Source organism: Winogradskyella psychrotolerans, assembly GCF_018860545.1.
Taxonomy (GTDB): Bacteria; Bacteroidota; Bacteroidia; order Flavobacteriales; family Flavobacteriaceae; genus Winogradskyella; species Winogradskyella psychrotolerans_A.
The window spans coordinates 23,585-39,090 of the sequence record NZ_JAHKPN010000011.1 but is presented as its reverse complement, the minus strand read 5'-3'; the positions used below and the strand labels follow the sequence as shown (position 1 = coordinate 39,090).

The 15,506-nt window shown below is 34.0% G+C and carries 16 protein-coding genes and 1 other RNA gene; 6 read left to right on the top strand and 11 right to left on the bottom strand.

Translation table 11 applies throughout. The features are described 5' to 3' along the window. The first annotated feature begins 2 nt into the window (after positions 1-2). The 3 genes from KO515_RS03620 to KO515_RS03610 all read left to right on the top strand — a co-directional run bounded on the left by KO515_RS03620 (position 3) and on the right by KO515_RS03610 (position 3,450). Complete coding sequence (locus KO515_RS03620; RefSeq protein WP_215935021.1) at positions 3-1,610, top strand: RagB/SusD family nutrient uptake outer membrane protein; 1,608 nt, start codon at positions 3-5, stop codon at positions 1,608-1,610. Between the two features lie 105 nt (positions 1,611-1,715). Further along, on the top strand, positions 1,716-2,522 hold the full coding sequence (locus KO515_RS03615; protein WP_215935020.1) for a glycerophosphodiester phosphodiesterase family protein: 807 nt from the start codon (positions 1,716-1,718) through the stop codon (positions 2,520-2,522). 64 nt (positions 2,523-2,586) lie between these two features. Further along, positions 2,587-3,450 (top strand): endonuclease/exonuclease/phosphatase family protein, encoded by an 864-nt coding sequence (locus tag KO515_RS03610; RefSeq protein ID WP_215935019.1) that lies wholly within the window; start codon positions 2,587-2,589, stop codon positions 3,448-3,450. A gap of 54 nt (positions 3,451-3,504) precedes the next feature. Here the strand turns inward: KO515_RS03610 and KO515_RS03605 are convergent, their stop codons facing one another. After that, positions 3,505-4,050: a DUF922 domain-containing protein gene (locus KO515_RS03605; protein ID WP_215935018.1), complete on the bottom strand. Its 546-nt coding sequence runs from the start codon at positions 4,048-4,050 to the stop codon at positions 3,505-3,507. Between the two features lie 370 nt (positions 4,051-4,420). Between KO515_RS03605 and KO515_RS03600 the strand changes: the two genes are divergently transcribed. Beyond that, positions 4,421-5,572: an adenylyltransferase/cytidyltransferase family protein gene (locus KO515_RS03600; protein ID WP_215935017.1), complete on the top strand. Its 1,152-nt coding sequence runs from the start codon at positions 4,421-4,423 to the stop codon at positions 5,570-5,572. Between the two features lie 297 nt (positions 5,573-5,869). Here the strand turns inward: KO515_RS03600 and ssrA are convergent. Further along, positions 5,870-6,266: a transfer-messenger RNA gene (ssrA, locus tag KO515_RS03595) on the bottom strand. 130 nt (positions 6,267-6,396) lie between these two features. Between ssrA and KO515_RS03590 the strand changes: the two genes are divergently transcribed. Continuing rightward, the gene (locus KO515_RS03590) at positions 6,397-7,599 is read left to right on the top strand and encodes an NAD(P)-dependent oxidoreductase (protein ID WP_215935016.1); all 1,203 of its coding nucleotides are present in this window, start codon (positions 6,397-6,399) and stop codon (positions 7,597-7,599) included. 52 nt (positions 7,600-7,651) lie between these two features. On the opposite strand, the gene KO515_RS03585 is transcribed toward KO515_RS03590, so the two are convergent. From KO515_RS03585 to KO515_RS03545, 9 genes are all read right to left on the bottom strand, one after another. Then, entirely contained in the window at positions 7,652-9,529 is a 1,878-nt protein-coding gene (locus KO515_RS03585; protein ID WP_215935015.1) for a TlpA family protein disulfide reductase, read from the bottom strand. 227 nt (positions 9,530-9,756) lie between these two features. Then, positions 9,757-10,260, bottom strand: coding sequence for a DUF1361 domain-containing protein (locus KO515_RS03580; protein WP_215935014.1), 504 nt, complete (start codon positions 10,258-10,260; stop codon positions 9,757-9,759). After that, complete coding sequence (locus KO515_RS03575) at positions 10,248-10,655, bottom strand: DUF2809 domain-containing protein (protein WP_215935013.1); 408 nt, start codon at positions 10,653-10,655, stop codon at positions 10,248-10,250. Before KO515_RS03575 ends, KO515_RS03580 begins: the two co-directional genes overlap by 13 nt. A gap of 16 nt (positions 10,656-10,671) precedes the next feature. After that, complete coding sequence (locus tag KO515_RS03570) at positions 10,672-11,286, bottom strand: SanA/YdcF family protein (RefSeq protein WP_215935012.1); 615 nt, start codon at positions 11,284-11,286, stop codon at positions 10,672-10,674. Beyond that, positions 11,283-11,801: a hypothetical protein gene (locus KO515_RS03565; protein WP_215935011.1), complete on the bottom strand. Its 519-nt coding sequence runs from the start codon at positions 11,799-11,801 to the stop codon at positions 11,283-11,285. Before KO515_RS03565 ends, KO515_RS03570 begins: the two co-directional genes overlap by 4 nt. 330 nt (positions 11,802-12,131) lie before the next feature. After that, positions 12,132-13,526 (bottom strand): DUF4153 domain-containing protein, encoded by a 1,395-nt coding sequence (locus tag KO515_RS03560; protein WP_215935010.1) that lies wholly within the window; start codon positions 13,524-13,526, stop codon positions 12,132-12,134. A 98-nt stretch (positions 13,527-13,624) separates the two neighbouring features. Next, on the bottom strand, positions 13,625-13,918 hold the full coding sequence (locus tag KO515_RS03555; protein WP_215935009.1) for a winged helix-turn-helix domain-containing protein: 294 nt from the start codon (positions 13,916-13,918) through the stop codon (positions 13,625-13,627). A 32-nt stretch (positions 13,919-13,950) separates the two neighbouring features. After that, entirely contained in the window at positions 13,951-14,319 is a 369-nt protein-coding gene (locus tag KO515_RS03550; RefSeq protein ID WP_215935008.1) for a hypothetical protein, read from the bottom strand. Continuing rightward, complete coding sequence (locus KO515_RS03545) at positions 14,316-14,927, bottom strand: hypothetical protein (RefSeq protein WP_215935007.1); 612 nt, start codon at positions 14,925-14,927, stop codon at positions 14,316-14,318. Before KO515_RS03545 ends, KO515_RS03550 begins: the two co-directional genes overlap by 4 nt. A 107-nt stretch (positions 14,928-15,034) precedes the next feature. Here KO515_RS03545 and KO515_RS03540 point away from each other — a divergent pair, with 107 nt between their 5' ends. Beyond that, the gene (locus KO515_RS03540) at positions 15,035-15,388 is read left to right on the top strand and encodes a hypothetical protein (RefSeq protein WP_215935006.1); all 354 of its coding nucleotides are present in this window, start codon (positions 15,035-15,037) and stop codon (positions 15,386-15,388) included. Positions 15,389-15,506: the final 118 nt, after the last annotated feature.

The following is a 15,506-nucleotide window of genomic DNA, read 5'->3' as shown; positions in this document are numbered from 1 at the left end:
TTATGAAAATCAAGTTTTTTAATTCAAAAATAAAAGGTGGCTTTCTGCTAGCCATGACGTTATTTTTTGTAGTTGCTTCTTGTGAAGACTACTTAGAAGAACAGCCAAGTACGTTAATCGATGCAGATTACATTTATACCACAGAAGGAGGTTTAAAGTCTGGTGTAGTAAGTTTATATAAATTTGAAAGGGATCGTTACGATAATAGTACTGAAGATTATATGGGCTCAGTGCTTATGTCCTCGAGAGCTGATTTAACCTTCTCAAGATCGGGTTATACCGGTTTACTAGGACGATATGAAAGAGGAATTTCTCCATTAGATTTAGGAGCCACTTTTGCGTCGTCATTATTTTGGAAGCACTATTACAATATAGCAAATAAAGCAACAGCTATAATCAATGCGGCTGAAACTTTAGAAGGTATAGACGATGGGGAAAGAGCTCAAATTTTATCTGAAGCCAAGTTTTTTAGAGCACATGCTTATTTTTACTTGTACAGAATGTATAACAATATTTATGTAACTACAGAAACAATAACTGTAGATAATGCATTTGATGTTATAAATGATAAATCCTCGGAACAAGAAATTTTTGCGCTCATTAATAGTGATTTAAACTATGCTATCGAAAATTTAAATTGGTCAGATACTTTTGGTCGTGTAACTAAAGGAACTGCTAAGCATGTTAAAGCGAAAGTAGCGATGTGGGAAGGAAATTGGACAGAAGCTAAAAACCAAGCGGTTTCATTAATAGAAGAGGGACCACATAGCTTAGTTAGTTCTACAGCGGAAGTATTTGCTGGAGATAGAAATAATTCAGAAGCTTTATTCGTAATACAATCAACTGATGATGTACTTGGCGGAGGTGATGCCAATATGATGAATGCAAATTATGTAGCTCAATTTTTTCAGATTTCTGGTGTTGATTATAATAATGAGCAAGGTGGTAGAGGCTTTTCTAGAGTTGTGCCGAATTTATATTTGTTAAATCTTTTAGCTGAAGATCCAAACGATACTAGAGATGATAATACGTATTTCAGATTAAAATATTATTATACTTCAGGTGAACGAATTGGTGAAGAGGTTGATGATTATGCTCCAATTACTGATTTAGATAATCCAAGTGATAACTACAGTTTATACTACCAAAGAATGCATCCTTCGTGTATTAAATTTGCACAAGAAGATGGAAATGAAGCGTCTTACACCATTAGAGGAAATATTATGGTTTACAGATTAGCCGAAACCTATTTAATAGCTGCAGAAGCGAGTATGAGATCTTCAGGTGATCCGTTGCCATATATCAATGCTATAAGAACAAGAGCTGGTGCTGAGCCTGTAACTTTTGTAAATCAACAAACCATTTTAGATGAACGTGCAAGAGAATTAGCATTTGAGGGACAACGTTGGTTTACATTAAAGCGTATGGGACAAGATGTTATGGATTTTCAAATGACCAATTATGCGGGTGATGGTGAATATTTCCCTGCAAATCTAGGTGCAAAAGATCCTAGAGAAAACTGGAGATCACATTTTATTAATTGGCCAATTTCTCAAAACGATTTAGATTTATTAGGCCCAGATTATCCTCAGAATAATGGTTATAATTAATCATTTGAATTAGTCATTTTATAGAAACATAATTGGGCAAGTTCACTTGCCCTTTTGTGTTTTTTATTTATCTTTTTTACACCTTTTATTTTAATACTTTTACCTATGCGTTGTTTCATTATTTTATATTTATGTCTTGGATTAGCATCATGCAATTCAACTACCTCAGAATCCGTAATCGTGTTTGCAGATAATCCTGTAATTGCCCACAGAGGGGCATGGAAAGCTAAAGGTTTTCCGAAAAATTCTATTGCTGCATTACATGAGGCGATCCGATTAAACTGTACAGGTTCTGAGTTTGATGTTCGAATGACAGCCGATCACGTTTTAATCGTAACACATGATGCCGATTATGAAGGACTTGAAATAGAAACGTCAACTTATGAAGAATTAGCAAAACATAAGTTGCCTAATGGAGAAACACTTCCTACACTAAGAGATTTTATTAGCGCAGGTATGATTAATAATACGACAACGGGGTTGGTGTGTGAAATAAAGCCTTCAAAAATTGAAGGCCGTAATATTGAATTGGCTAACAAAACGGTAGCCATGGTAAAAGAATTAAAAGCTGAAGCGTATATTTCCTATTATATCAGTTTTAGTTACGATGTTATTAAGCGTATTAAAGACATTGATGCGAATGCAAAAGTTTTATATCTCGATGGTTCAAAAGCTCCAGAAGAATTAAAAAATGATGGTATTACGGGTTTAGATTACTTAGTCTGGAAGTTGAAACATAAAGAGCATTGGGTCAAAGAAGCTAAAGATTTAGGTCTCAAATTAAATGGATGGACAGCAAATAAAGAAGAAGATATAGATTGGTTATTAGCTCATGATTTTGATTATATCACTACCGATGAACCAGAATTAACGTTTGAAAGGATAAAGGTCGCTTCAGAGCGTACTGATTAAGCGTAAATATAACGAAACCTTTAAATGCTTGTGATAATTTTTTCAAGTTTGAAACAATGAATATATGAAACGAATTACGCTGTGTCTTATTAGTCTTATCGTTTTAGGTTGCAGTTCTAAAAGTAATACGTCTGAGGCTAAAAGAAGTAAGGTCAGCCTGAAGGCAATGACCTATAATATTCGTTTGGATATTGCATCAGACGGCGCGAATGCATGGCCAAATCGAAAAGACTTTTTAAGTTCTCAAATTTTATTTTTGAGTCCAGATGTTTTTGGAGTTCAAGAAGCAAGACCAAATCAAATAGAAGATTTAAATTCCGCCTTACCAGATTATAAATTTATAGGAGAAGGACGCGATGGTCATGGAGAAGGAGAGTTTTCTGCGATTTATTACAATTCAAAAAACATAAAAGTTGAAAAACAGAACACCTTTTGGTTATCAGATTCTCCTACAGTGGTATCTAAAGGTTGGGATGCAGCTTATCCGAGAGTTTGTACTTACGGCTTGTTTACTTTAAAAGACAGTGATCAAAAATTTTGGGTGTTCAATACACATTTAGATCATGTTGGTGATGAGGCACAAAAAGAAGGCATGAAACTCATTCTTAAAAAGATCACTTTAGAAAACTCACAAAACTATCCTGTACTTTTAATGGGTGATTTTAATGTAGAACCTAACAGTGAGGTTGTAGCAGAAATATTACTAACTATGTCAGATTTAAAACAAGTGGCAACCTTAAAGTTTGGAGCCGATGGCACATTCAATGGTTTTAATTATAATAAACCTGTAACGCGGAGAATCGATTATATTTTCGTTTCAAAATCACCCAATGTTCTTGTACTTAAATATGCCGTGTTTTCAAGTGCAATAGATTTCAAGTATCCTTCTGATCATTTTCCTGTATATACAGAAATTGAGTTCAAATGATTTTTAAGTAAACAATAAAATTAAAACAATGCTTATAGCTGCTTAGCTTTTTCTTTATTGTTCAAAAGCATTTATTTGCTCGTTAATTTTATCGATCCAAGTGTCGTTAATAGCAACTAATTGACCATGCTGTGTTTCCTTATCGTAAGATGTTTGTGTTTTCAGGCATTCTGCCCATAATTCTTGATAGATACTTACATAAGAATTGTAATTAGTATTCTTCTCTGCTTTTAATTTTTCGAACTCTGCTTGGATTTTAAGAGCGTATAAGGCAGCAATATCAAAGTGTAATTGCTCATGTAAAAGTAAATAGGCGCTTTTTTCATAAACCCAAGAATGTTCTTTATAAAAATTCGCTACAACTGTTAAGGCTTCATAATCCTGAATATTCTCATCAGCATCAACCATAATATCACTTGGTAGGATTTCTATTTTGTAAGAAGTGAGGGCATAAGCCACAATATCTAAATTAGGAGCTGCTTTAAAATCCGACCAGTTTAATTTTCTGTCTCGTGACCATTCTACTGTGTCTTGGGCGTATAACGGTGTTGAAAGAAATAGGGACGTTAATATAAAGCATAGTGCTACTGTTTTTTTCATGTGGAGTTGAGGTCGTTATGGGTTGAATGACTTAAATGATGTTTAGGTGTAATGACGCAACTAATTTAGCAAACAAAATATATATAGGAAATGTCTGTTGTCTTTTTTGTATAAACTACAACTTTGTGTTTTGTAACTGTATTCGCAAATCTAATTGATTAAAAACAGGAAAATAATTTGAGGTCAACGTAAATGTTGTTAATTAAAACTTTAACCAAACGGACCATTTGGACATGTGAATATGAATGAATAGTCAGATTATTGAAGGATTAATCTTTTTTTAGCTAAAAATGTATGAAATTTGAAACGTTATATAGTTAGGTGCTTTAAGCCTATTATTCTCTAGATTACATTTAATATTGATTAAAATATGAATAAAAAAATATTTGTCTCAGGTTGTTTTGATATGCTGCACAGTGGACATGTCGCTTTTTTTAAAGAAGCTGCTAGTTATGGAGATCTATATGTTGGAATAGGTTCTGATGCGACAATTGAAAAATTAAAGGGACGTAAAACCATTACTTCAGAACAAGAAAGACTTTACATGATTGACTCCATAAAGTATGTAAAAGAGGTTTTTGTTAATAGTGGGTCAGGAATTTTGGATTTTAAGGATGAACTTGAAAAGTTAAAGCCAGATCTTTTTGTGGTGAATGAAGATGGTTTTTCTTCAATGAAAGAAGAGTTTTGTAATTCTTTGGGTATTGAATTAAAAGTTTTGAGACGCGTACCAGATGCCGACCTTCCACCGCGTTCAACTACTGCAATAAGGACTTCAGGGAATTGTTCATTACCTTATAGAATCGATTTAGCAGGGACATGGATAGATCAACCATATGTTTCTAAGTATCATCCTGGATGGGCTATAACGTTATCTCTCGAACCCATCATAGAGTATAATGAACGTTGTGGGATGTCTACCTCAACTAGAAATGCAGCAAAAAAAATATGGCCACATTACTTGCCTTTCGATAAACCAGAAAAATTAGCTGAAATACTTTTCAAATTTGAAAATACTCCTGGGTCAACATTAATTTCAGGTGCACAAGATGCGGTCGGAATATGTATGCCTGGAGTCGTTAGACATCATTATGATAACGAGTATTGGCCAACTAAATTTGAATCCATTCATTCAGAATCTACGCTTACATGGTTAGAAGAACATCTTTGTATGGTGCTGCTCTGGCCTAGAGAACAAGAGTTAGATTTGCTAACAGAAACTTATGTAACTGAAGATAACGTAAAATCACTTGCTGATTCAGCCGATAAGGTATGGGAGGCTATTAAAAGTGAAGATTTAGAGAGATTTGCTGAAGGATTTCTAGAATCATTTAATGCGCAGACTAAGATGTTTCCTGCGATGATTAATCCAAAAATAAATGCTGAGATTGCGAAATATAAAGATAAAGCACTTGCATGGAAATTAGCTGGTGCTGGAGGAGGAGGCTATTTAGTATTAGTCTCTGAACAACCAATAGAAGGTACTATGCGAATTAATATTCGTAGGAAAGAAGTATTGTAAATAACTCTGGTTGGTAGCGTCAATTATCTTCCGCGTTTAAATTAGGTTAGTTAAGTAACACTATGGATGCATACGTGTACACTAGGATGATATTAAATAAAATTAAAAACCCTGTAAATTAATTGTTTACAGGGTTTTTTTGTGAAGTTAGTGAGATTAACTGCGTTGTTCTCTAATGACTTCAATGTTGCAAATACAACTGCCAGTCTTTGCAAGACTGATGACTAAAAACACAAAAATCCATTCAAGTAAACTTGATGGATTTTTATATTTTCATTCACAACGCAGTTGTGAGTGTCGTGGAGTCGGAGAGAATCGAACTCTCGTCCAAACAAGTAACCAAAAGGCTTTCTACACGTTTATTTTGTTCTTAGATTTTCGATTGCAAGCTGGTTACAAACAACCCACTTACAACTTAGCTTTTTAATCTTGAAAAGGCATCAAAGCGCTACCTAATCTTAGTCAATTTTTACGATGCCTCATGCAGAAACGCCACTGACCAGGGCTTTTCGGAGACATTTAGCCTTCCTACCTAGTAGGAATGAGCACGAAATCTTACTATAATTCAGATTATGCAGCTAAAGCGTAGTTATTCTCGCCGTTTAAAATTTGGTCTAGCCTTTTAGGTGTTTCAATGCCATTACACCACGTGCTTACCATCTAATTAATCTCGCTGTCAAAACCAGTCGACCCCAAAGTTTAAAATAAATGGACGGCGAAGTTACGAAAAAAGTTGCGCAACCTCATAAATCCTTTTACATTCGTACAAATATTATTCCATATTAGATTTTGACAGTTTTGTCAGTCTTAAAATTATAATTAGTATGACATTCGCCATCATAAAAGAACGTAAAAATCCACCAGACAGACGTGTGGTGTTTTCTCCTGAACATTTAGCTGAAGCTAGAAGCCAATTTCCAGAGGCTACATTTATTGTAGAGTCTTCGGAAATAAGAATCTTTCCTGACGATGCTTATAGAAAATTAGGATTTGAGGTGTTGGATGATGTCTCTCATGCCGATGTAATGATTGGAGTTAAAGAAGTGCCGATTGAAAATTTAATTCCTAATAAAAAATATTTCTACTTCTCACATACCATTAAAAAACAGCCTTACAATAGGACATTGTTGTTAGCCATGTTAGAGAAAAATATAGAAATGTTTGATCACGAAACCATTATTAAAAAGAGTGGAGCACGACTCATTGGTTTTGGTCGTTATGCTGGGTTAGTTGGTGCTTATAATGGTTTTAGAGCGTTAGGATTGCGAGATGGCTTGTTTATACTGCCAAAAGTTGAAACACTTGCCGATTTAAACGAGGTGAAATCTGAATTAGATAAAATAACCATTCCGAATATTAAAATTTTACTCACCGGAACAGGAAAAGTAGCACATGGAGCCAAAGAGATTTTAGATCATTTAGGGATTAAACAAATTAGTGATGCCTTGTATTTAACATCTCAATTTACAGAGCCTGTCTATGTTATGGCAGATGTAATGGAGTATGCCAAACGAACCGATGGAAAAGTTGGAGATCGCTTTAAATTTTACAAAGATCCATCGGGTTATGAAAGTAACTTTATGCCTTATGCTAAGGAAACCGATTATTTTATAGCAGGTCATTTTTACGGGAATAATGCACCGTATTTATTTACGAGAGAAGATGCCAAGCATCCTGATTTCAGGATCAATTTAGTGGCTGATATCTCTTGTGATATTGATGGTCCTGTGGCGAGCACAATACGACCTTCAACTATTGAAGATCCATTTTATGGGTATGATCCCAATTCTGAAAAAGAAGTGGATTATGATGCCGAAGGCGCAATAACCGTTATGGCTGTAGATAATTTACCCTGTGAATTACCAAAAGATGCTAGTGAAGGTTTTGGTGAAACATTTTTAGAACACGTAATTCCTGCGTTCTTCAATAATGATGAACGGGAAATCTTAAAACGTGCTCAGATGACTGAAAATGGGAAATTAACGAAGCGGTTCAGTTATTTACAAGACTATATCGACGGAAAATAATTTAAAGAGGCATTCTTAATTAGGATGCCTCTTTTTTATGATTATTATTATTTCAGTTTAGTATTTCTATCATCGTATTAATTTTACTAACTTCTTTATCTGCGGAGCCACTAAACCCGACAGAAATAAAGTTAATTCTTCCACTTGGTCCTACGATGATTTTAGTTGGTATTCCAGTTATATCGTAAGCATTTACAACAGTGTGATTTCCGTTTTCTTCTTTAGGATCTATGAGTACATTAAAATCATAGTTATTATCTGCTATAAATTTTGATACGTTCTCTATACGATCTTTACCATCTTCAAAAGTGTCTATAAATAGAAATTCGATAGTCTCATCGTCTTTGTATTTTGTCACGGCTTTTTGCATACCTGGAAACGAAGCAATACAAGGGCCACACCATGTTGCCCAAAAATCTAAAACAACGGTTTTGCCTTTTAAAGATGATAACGTCACATCTTTTCCTTCTAGGTTCTTTAAAGTGAAATCGGGAGCTTCTTTGTCTATCATGGTTTTCTTTATGGCTTCCATCTCAGCAGCCTTAGCTGTTTCTTCAAGTTTTGCCAACATCATATCCGCATCTTTAGTGTCATCTTCATTTTTAACCGCTTCTAAGAAATAAGATTTTAGTTTTGCCGTGCTTCTACCTTCTTCAATAAATTCTGCAGCGTTTTCAACAACGGTTTTATATTGTTCATCTGCCATTAAAAACTGAATATAACGTTCATTAATTTCTCCATTAGCATCATCTTCAACCGCTATAGATTGATACTTTATGGCTTCCTTTATATCATCATTTTTAAAAGCGAGTAAAGCATAGGTGTCAGCATACATACCATAAGTTTGCTTTAAACTGTTTTCGTATTGTTTTGGGCTGTAATAGTCAGGTTTATTTTTAAGTGCTTTTTGTTCAGCTTCAACCAAATCTAAAGATTGTTTTGATAATGCCATGGCTGCTTCAATATCTTCACCTTTTTCAGCTTTTGGCCAAGCAATACTGTTGTATATCGAGGCTTTAGAATACTCATTATCCATTAGGTCTAGGTACTTGTGAAAAGCGTCTTCATTTCCGTCGTTGTAATTAGCTAAGGCAATATTTTGGATGATGAATTTACCGTCTGAATGGTTTATAATGGCTTCTTTGTGCGTTTCAAAAATCGTTTCTTTACTGACTAAATCTTTGGCATCAAAATAAGAATTGATTATGGGTCTAAATGCTAAATTACTATTAGGATATTTTTCTGAAATGATGTTGAGAATGCTGTCATTTCGTTCAGAATCTCGTAGTCCGGAATATATGTTAGATAACATCTCATAATCTTCAAGAGATTTTACCTGTTCGGTTTTATATTTTGAAAGATAAGCCTCGCCAAGATTTGAAAGTTGATTAGCATCAACTTGTCTGGTTAAATAAAAGTGAACATTAACCCAATCTTTAGTCAATTCAGGATGCTTCTCAATAGCAGTCTCAATAGTTATCAAAGCATTTTCAGCATCCCCGGTTATACCATAGTTTTTACCGGTATTAAAAGCATAATATTCTGTTGCAGCATCTTCATCTTTTGCAACTTGCCCTTCATTATTTACAACAGAAAAAAGGTAACCGTCTGCATTGTTGTCGTCATAGGTTTCATCTATTTTAAAATTAAACGCTATTACTGAAATACTGTCAGGAACAGTTATGGTTGCAGAGTTGTTTACAAAATCTAAATCGAGAGGATAGTGATTGGCATGATTAACCTGATAATAAAAGCTGTCATCGAGATCACCATCTCCATTATAGGTGATTTTAAAAGGTTCATTAGCTTTAATAGTTGGGGATGTAAAACTAAAATCTCCAATTACTATAGGTTGTAGTTCTGTTTTCTTGTCGTCTTTACAAGATAGCAATAAAAGTAATATAACAGCTGCGAGGTTTATTTTTTTCATAGTTATTTGTGGTTTTTGTAGATAAAGATAAGCACTAGAATGCAAATTTGATTGATGTGTCAATTTAAATTGGAGTCGTGGCGATAAAAATTCTTAAACATCCAAAAGCCTACGACTAAAAACGCACTGAAACCAAAAGTAAATAACCAGGCTTCAAAGTGCTGAAATGGTGCGATAATCATATTTACAATATCCATTAACAGGTAGTGTGGTTGACTAATGATTTCCTATGAATTGTAACGTAGAAAACGTCCTAAGTAAACACCAAATCCACATAACATAAGAATAGCGATACTTATCATTTCAACAGGAAGGGTTTTAAATTTAGATTTCACTAGTGTTTGCATATCCAAAAGGGAAATGTAAAACAGTAAGAGTCCACTTAATGCAAATGATAATACCACCAACACATCGAGCCATAAAAGCGAGTCGTTTCCTATTCTAATATGAATTAAATCCGTAACAATATAAGGGGCATTGGGCAAAAAGGCCAACCACACCATAAACCAGAATCCAAGTTTTAATTTGCTCACATTTTTTGAGGTATTCAAATACATCGTTGTGGCATAAGGGATGATGGCTAAAAATATATTCCAGATTAAAAATGAAAAGAAATAGGACTTGTTGAGTTTCATGCGTACCATAAGTAAAATACCACTAAACAGTAAGGCCACTGTGATTAATGATAAGGTTTTAAAACGCTCTTGAATTAAAGTTTTTATAGTTTCCATAGGTTCAAATTTTGTCTGTTATGTAGTTTTGAAATTGATGTTTCAACAGCTAAAACCGTCAGTATGCCTAAGGTATAAGCGAGCAAGTCAGATAGATGAAATGTGCTACCGAAAATGAGTTTAGCTGTAAAACTATCTTGTAAATTAAAGTAGGTTAAGAATGGGGTGAGTTGAAGCAATTCGATACCATAAGCAATCAAGAGGACGACCACACTCGACGCCCTCACATTCAAGTTGGTGAATCCTCTAATAATTGCATATAGTAAAATAACAACGAGATAATCGCCAAAGGTGTAGCGAATAAATCCTGTTTTGATGATGAAGGCGATGGCCAATTCTATAAGAAAGAGGCTATGTGCGAGTACTAAATAGTTTTTGTTAAATTGAAATTTCATGATGGTATTGGTGATTTTATTTAATAGCGATTTTATCTCCTAAAAATTTAGGTTTTACATTAAAAAGTAAGTCTAAACGTGCTTTGGTACGTGCTAAATATTCGCGTGGTGGTGTTTTATAAACATCTTTGGCGTTATAGGCTATAGCTTCAATATCATAATGTTGTGCAATGTATATAGCACGTTCATTATGAAATTTCTGTGAAATGATGGTCATAGAATTTTGACCAAATATTTTCTTAGCTCTCACTATGGAATCTAAAGTTCTAAAACCTGCATAATCTAAAAATATATGTTCAGCAGGAATCCCATTGGCGACTAAATCATTTTTAAAATCAGTAGGTTCATCATAGTCTTTTCTGCCATTATCTCCACTGACTAAAATGTAGTCTATCTTACCAGCTTTGTAAAGTGAAACCGCTGCATCCACTCGGTGTTTGTAGAATAAGTTGATATTGCCACTGGGTGCCCATTTGCTTGCTCCAAGGACGAGTCCGACGTTGTTCTTTGGGATAGTATCCATATCATCATATATAAGGCCTTTAGCTTTAAAACTGATCCAATGAAAGGTGACGAACACACCAAAAACCATGCAGATTCCTGTTAGAATTAAGATTTTAAATGTCTTCATGCGGAGATGTGTTTAAGGTTCACTAGTTCATGTTTTGGAAAAATAGCAGCTCTAAAATCTGAAATAGACACATGCATGAGCTTTCTATAATCAAAATGATGAAAGGCATTGGCTGCTTTTCCTATTTTGAAAGAATGATGGTAATACTTATAGTAATCTGGAAGAATGGTCACACCAAGAATGATGGCTCCATACAAATACGGACTGCGTTTGCCGTTGCCATAGCAAAGGCATTGCAACGCGATTTCATCTTCAACTTTAGTGCTGTATCCACAAAGTACATGGTAGCAATCGTGACGCTCAACTTTTGGAATGAGTTCAAAATTATGTTTGTCTAAGAATTCTCCCAAGTGTCTTCCAAACGTTGGTTCCGGAAACTTTAATAAATCTTGTTTTGTGATATGCCAAGGCTTATGAATTTTAAACATATTGGTATAAATGCGTTGTGAATGTTCAAACAACCAAATGATCAATTGCTTGCGTTTTGCTTTTAAAGTTTTAAATAGGTTGTTCATGGTAATTCGGGATGATTTGAATTTACATAGTTGTTGTTGTGATGCTGAGTTTTTCTGCTTCGTATGAGTTCATATCTCCAAATAAAAAGCGACAAGCTGAACACGAAACTGAAATAATAAGTGGCAACAATATGCTTGTTTAATCCAATAATTGCTGCAATACAAAGCGTAAATACACTTATAATGTAATACGGAAAATAGAGGTTGAATACGCGTATTTTATCATGTCGGTATTTGGAAGCCCAAAATATGCACGATATACTAAGCCGTACCAAGATGAAAGTGATTCCACCAACAAAAAGCGAAACAAATAAGATTAGAATAGCCATGTTATTCGGTGTCTATTTTAAAATTATCATATCGTAATTCTTGCCAATTATTAGTTCGTAATCGGTATACGTAGTTGTGATATTTCTCTTCGATTTGATGGATAGAATCTCCATTTAAGTTTTCGTTATCTAACTGCTCATTTAACAATAAGGTGTTGTTATCGGATAATGCAATGACATACTTATAATCCATGGATTTGGCATAACTAAAATTGTAATTTGTAATGTGATAATCCCAATTAATTGTGCTAGAAATAATGAGGATTGCAAACGCAGCTTGTGTGTTTATTCTGAATAAATACCAGTTGTTTTTTGCTCCATTTATTTTAAGAAGCGTTGTAACCAATCCAATTGTGGCAAGGAGTAGGTAGACAATGACTCCAATACGTTTGTAGGTTAACCCAAAGTAATAGATATACTGACTGTTTTTAAATACAATGCTCAGGACTAATAGAATATTTAAAACAATCCAAGTAAAAGCAAGCCGTTTTAAGGAGGCGTTTTGTTCGTAAAAATTGAGGTTACCTCGAAATACATAAAGTAAAATCATGATAGCAATAACAATAGAGGCAATGAGCGCATTGATACCATTATGAACTTGGGCAGAATATAAGGACGCTTTAATCTCTTGTTGTGTTGTTATAAAAGTGATATCGGTTAATAAATACATTACAATTAATGCATTTAAAAGCGCGATAAGAATCACGCCTAGTTGATTTTCTTGTTTTAATTTGGGGATAGAAAATGCAGCTGTTTTATGTAAGGTGTTTTCAGTTTGTAAATCGAGTTCTGTGGCTGGTTCTACTTCTATTGGTGTATGGATATTACTGAATAAATAGTAACCTAAACCTGCGACTAAGACCCATTGTATGTTTATAAATCCAAAATCTATTTGTTCTATTAAGTTGCTAAAAACGGGATTTCCTTCTTTATAAAGTGCAATAAAAGTGATAAGGATTACGGTTGGAATTAAAATGATCTTCGCCCAGTGTAAATAATCTATTTTGTCCTTTTTTTCTAAATTCTCAGTGTTTGGTTTTGAAGTGGATAAGGCAAAATTACGGTGAAATAGTCCTGCGATAGTGGTGTACAAACCATTAAGCCAACTTATATAAATTGAAGATTTGGTTTCAGATAAATGACCGATTAACGTGAAGAAGGAGACTAAGTTGGCAATTATGGATAATGAAGAACTATGAAAAAAGATGGTCAGTCCTGTGATGAGGTAGGCTATGGTGTAGATTTGGGTTTTCCGATTTTTAAAATGTGCTTTGTTATTAATAAAAAGAATGACCACAGTGAGTATGCTGAACAAAAAGAGGTTAAGTCCGATAGATTGGTCGTAGAAAAAGGTGCTAAATAAAAGGGCTGCAATAAATAAGATTAGTTTTTTCATGATTGATTGTTTTAAAGTACTTTGAATTTCAAAGTAAATGATTAAAAAAAAGATTTTAATTTTTCGACTATCTTGTTGAGGGTAGTCGAACGTTGATTTTATGTTTTATTGATTAATTTTTCAAGAGCTTCAATATGTTTTTGAAATTTTAATTTCCCTAGTTTCGTCACACTATATCTTGTGTTTGGTTTTCGACCTATAAACTGTTTCTCAACTAAAATGTATTCGGCCTTTTCTAAAGCTTTAGTATGACTTGCCAAATTACCATCTGTGGCACCCAATAATTCTTTCAACATTTTAAAATCGGCATACTCGTTTACCATAAGAACCGACATAATGCCGAGTCGTATTCTGTGATCAAAAAGTTTATTTATGTTAGTTATAATACTCATTATACTTCCCGCAACAGCAGGAATCTATTTTTTTAATAAAGGTTGTCAAATTTACCATTAATCAAAATAGTATCATTTAAAATCGTAATGTTAATGACCTCTTCTAGTTGGTGCCCATTAGTATAGTACCCAAAGCGTCTTAAAACTTGTTGATTATGAGCGCTTTTAAATGCTATAGAATATGCACCATCTGTGCTAATCTCGTCCATGTTGGTGTTAAATGCAACCGTTTCATCTTTCTTCAAATGGATTAATTGGTGATTAGCGTCTGGGGAAATTTGTAAGGAATCAATATCGTAATCACTTTTGTTTGAAATCCTAAATTTACCTTCGTTAGTCTGGCACGATAGTAAAACTGTAAGTATTAAAGCGTAACCTGGAATAAGTTTTATACCTCTCATTTTACATCATATTTAAAATGCATCCAAGTGCCATAAACAATATGCAGTATTCCAAATCCCATAACCCATAGCCAAAATCCGTATCCAGGATAATAGGCGGCAAACAATCCTAAAATTATTTCTGCAAACCCTAAATACTTGATATCACCAATACTATATTTAGAAGCATTAATTAATGCTAAGCCATAAAATATGAGCATTAAAGCACCTGTCTGTCCATACCTCCCTTGATCTAATATAATTAAGGTGTATAATCCGCCTGCCGCCAAGGGTACTAAAAAATTGATGAGTAGGCGACGCGAGGAGTTGTCCCATATTTTTTCGCCGTTTTTCTTGGCCTTTCGTGTGGTTAAAATAATACCAGTTAAAGCACTTAAAAAGGCAATCATAAAAAGCACAAACATGCAGGTCCAAAATACCCAACCATGGAATATAAATAGTGTGCCACCACTATAAGTCATCACTAACCAATACGCAATAGCAGCACCAACTAAAGCATAAACACCAGCGAGTATTCCAGACAACCCACTCAACGAAATAAATCGAGATGACTTATTCATAAGATTTTTAATCTCACTAATGTCTTTTAAATAATCTTTATCGCTCATATTAAAGTACTTTGAAATACAAAGTAAAATAAATAATTCGGTTTGCGCAAGTTTATTTTCGAGATTTCGTTAAATTTATAAATGAACAAATAAATGACATAACCACCATGATTGAACTACTTTTAGCTATTGCCAATATCTCAGGAGGCATCTTATTAGGTCTAGCAACGCTTGATAAGTGGGATGGTGAACATAATTTTTTTAATAAAATTGCCGGAGTTTTAGCTCCTTTTGATACTGTCATTGGACTTGCACTTATCATTTTAGCCATACTCGAATTTTGGGATGGATTGTTATTTAATATTGTGAGTATATTGGGCGGCATTTTACTATTAACGCACGTATTTTATAAAGTACCTGCTTTAGAGGCGAGTTTAAGACAACTATCTGCAAAGTTGATGCCTTTTAAAGCTGTCATTGGGATTGCTCTCGTTATAATTGGTATTTTACAAATTTTTTAAGGTGTCCGAAATCTCTTTTTCTCTTTAATATCTGATTATAAAGTAGAAAGCGTTTCGGTAGAAGTCAAATTGAGGTTGTCCTATTAATCTTGTAGGAAAATAAAGCGAATATATTTTC